Annotated in this window: 4 protein-coding genes and 1 pseudogene; 4 read left to right on the top strand and 1 reads right to left on the bottom strand. The window is 66.3% G+C overall.

What is annotated here, in order from left to right; genetic code table 11:
- Positions 1 to 309 (top strand): annotated as a pseudogene (locus ACIQ6O_RS16165) (hypothetical protein); the annotation flags it as partial.
- Positions 310 to 325: 16 nt separating this feature from the next.
- Here the strand turns inward: ACIQ6O_RS16165 and ACIQ6O_RS16160 are convergent.
- The gene (locus ACIQ6O_RS16160) at positions 326 to 802 is read right to left on the bottom strand and encodes a RidA family protein (RefSeq protein ID WP_396208800.1); all 477 of its coding nucleotides are present in this window, start codon (positions 800 to 802) and stop codon (positions 326 to 328) included.
- 130 nt (positions 803 to 932) lie between these two features.
- Between ACIQ6O_RS16160 and ACIQ6O_RS16155 the strand changes: the two genes are divergently transcribed.
- The 3 genes from ACIQ6O_RS16155 to ACIQ6O_RS16145 all read left to right on the top strand — a co-directional run.
- On the top strand, positions 933 to 2,105 hold the full coding sequence (locus tag ACIQ6O_RS16155; protein ID WP_396208799.1) for an FG-GAP repeat domain-containing protein: 1,173 nt from the start codon (positions 933 to 935) through the stop codon (positions 2,103 to 2,105).
- A 67-nt stretch (positions 2,106 to 2,172) separates the two neighbouring features.
- Entirely contained in the window at positions 2,173 to 2,412 is a 240-nt protein-coding gene (locus tag ACIQ6O_RS16150) for a type II toxin-antitoxin system Phd/YefM family antitoxin (RefSeq protein ID WP_396208798.1), read from the top strand.
- Positions 2,409 to 2,604, top strand: a 196-nt coding sequence (locus tag ACIQ6O_RS16145; RefSeq protein WP_396208797.1) for a type II toxin-antitoxin system VapC family toxin, incomplete at its 3' end; no start/stop codon positions are given. The genes ACIQ6O_RS16150 and ACIQ6O_RS16145, both read left to right, overlap by 4 nt.

Raw genomic sequence — 2,604 nt, 5'->3', positions numbered from 1 at the left:
GCGGCCGAGAACGCGACCTACCGCGCGCTGCGTCAGACGGGTGTGGTGGTGGTGACGTCGTTCACGTCGGGCGAGAACGTGAACGGTGGGGGTGGTGGTGATGGCCCGCCGCCGCCGGCACGCGTGGATACGACGGCGCAGCGTGATCCCGCGTCACGTGATAGTGTTGCACGCCCGGCCGCGGCGCCGGTGCCACCCGGTGTGACCGCGTTGCACCTGACGGCCACCAAGGCGCGCATCCTGCTGATGGTGGCGCTCACGAAGACGAAGGATCCGCGCGAGATTCAGCGCATTTTCAACGAATACTGACGCGTCTACGGACGGGTCACTTGGTGCGCCGCTGGATGCGGGCGCTGCACTTGATCTCCACCAGCGCGGCCGGTCGTGGCAGTGCTGTCACCGCCAGTGTTGCGCGCGCGGGCGGCGCCACGGGAAAGAACTCGGCGTACACCGTATTCATCGCGGCGTAGTCGGCGATGTCCTTGAGGAAGACGGTGCATTCGTCCACATCGGCCATCGTGAGGCCACCGGATTGCAGCGCGGTGCGGATGTTCTCGAGCGTCTGTCGCGTTTGCACGCCCACGCCTCCGGCGACGATATCCTGCGTGCCCGGCTTCATGCCGGTCATACCCGACACGAAGATCTGATCGCCGGAGCGAATGGCCACGGAATACGCCGGCACGAGCGGCGCCAGGCCGGGCGGGTTCAGCACCTCGCGGCCCGTGGTGCCGCGCTGGTGCGCGCACGCGGTGGTAAAACAGAGCACGCCGGCCGTGATGCCGATGCGAAGGAAGGTCGTCATGTGCGTGCCGTTGTGGTGATGGGTGTAGGCCCGGTGGGAAGCGTGTTGTCGCCAGATGGCGATGCGTGGCGCACACAACGTAGCGCATGGGGCGATGGCTTGCGGGACGCCAGCGCCGTACGTTCTCCTGATGACTCCGTCCTCGTTGCTCCGCCACCCGTTTCGCACCGTGATGGCGCTCGCGCTGTGCGTGGCCGGAAGCGCTGCCGTGGCCTCTCAGACCAGCATTCCCCGCACCTTCCATCGGGTGTTGCTGCTCGAGACCACCAGCGAAACCTCGGCCAGCGTGAGCCTCGGTGATATCGACGGCAACGGGACGCTGGATGTGATCCTTGCCAAGGGGCGCCACTGGCCGTTGGTCGATCAGATCCTGCGGAACGACGGCAAGGGACACTTTTCCACCCAGCCTCTGGCCGATTCTGCCGATCGTACGTACTCGGCGGCGCTCGCCGACCTCGATGGCGATGGCGATCTCGATATCGTGGCGAGTAACGACAGGCCCGATCGGAAGCTCATCTACCTCAACGACGGGGCCGGGCACTTCCGCGTGAGCGGCACCTTTGGCGAGGCGGCATGGAGCACGCGCTACGTGACCGTGGCCGATCTGAACGGCGACCAGCGCCCTGATCTGATCGTCGCCAATCGCAGCTCCAACCCGGCGGCGCCACGGCCGAGTTTCGTGTGTCTCAACAATGGCGCGGGCGCGTTTCCCGCGTGCACGCCGCTCGCGACGCAGTCCGCCACCATCATCGTGGCCAGTGATCTCGATGGCGACGGCAAGACCGACCTCGTGGTTCCGCACCGCGACGGTGGCCAGAACCTGATCTTCTGGAACGACGGCACCGGTGCGTTCCGTGAGCCGCCAATGCCACTTGGTCCGGCGAAGTCGCAGATCCGTGCCGCCGCGACGGCTGACATCAACGGCGACCGCGTGACTGATGTAGTGGTGGGTGATGAACGCGACGGGCTCTTCGTGTACATCGGCACGGGCCGTCGCGCGTTCGATGCGCCCGTGGCATTGGCGTCGGCTGGTGGTGCGCCGTATTCGGTGGCCATTGCCGACATGAATCGCGACGCGAAGCCCGATCTCGTGGTGGGGCGGCAGGAGGCGGTGGGATCAGTGCTCTTCAACACCGGCGGCGCGCGCGTGCCGCGCTTTACCGACACGCCGTGGGGCGACGGCAAGGGCTCGGTGTACGGCGTGGCCGTAGGCGATCTGGACGGCGACGGCTGGCCCGACATCGCGGCGGCGCGTTCGGAGGCGCCGAACGCGGTGTGGTTCAGCGGGCCGGCGGGTCGATGATGCGCGCGCGCTTCCCGCGCGCCGTGGGTCGTGATAGACTTAGTTTATCACCCTTAGTTTACTCGCCGTGATCACTGTCAATATCCACGAAGCCAAGACTCAACTGTCCAAGCTGGTCGAGCAGGCTGCACAGGGCGAAGCCTTCGTGATCGCCAAGGCTGGCAAGCCGCTGGTGAAGGTCGCCGGACTCGACGCGCCCGATGCGCCGCAGCGTCTGGGCTTTCTGGCAGGCGAGATCGCGGTGCCCAAGGACTTCGACCGCATGGGCGAGGATGAGATTGCCGCCTTGTTCGGCCTCGGCGCGTGAAGCTGCTGCTCGACACCCAGGTGTTGCTCTGGGCGGCCGGCAACTCCAAGCGGCTCACGGCCAGTGCGCGCAAGCTGCTAAACGATCCCGGCAACGACCTCTGGTTTAGCGCAGTAAGCCTCTGGGAGATCACCATCAAGAACTCCCTCGGCCGCAAGGACTTTCGGGTCGAACCACGTGTGTTGCGCCGTG

This window comes from Gemmatimonas sp. (genome assembly GCF_044345575.1).
Classification (GTDB): Bacteria; Gemmatimonadota; Gemmatimonadetes; order Gemmatimonadales; family Gemmatimonadaceae; genus Gemmatimonas.
Note: the sequence above shows the minus strand (reverse complement) of the source record. Positions and strands in the feature narration are given on the sequence as shown.

Coding starts and splice junctions, on each gene's coding strand:
- ACIQ6O_RS16160 (WP_396208800.1), bottom strand. CDS start 802: ATGACGACCTTCCTTCGCATCGGCATCACGGCCGGCGTGCTCTGTTTT.
- ACIQ6O_RS16155 (WP_396208799.1), top strand. CDS start 933: ATGACTCCGTCCTCGTTGCTCCGCCACCCGTTTCGCACCGTGATGGCG.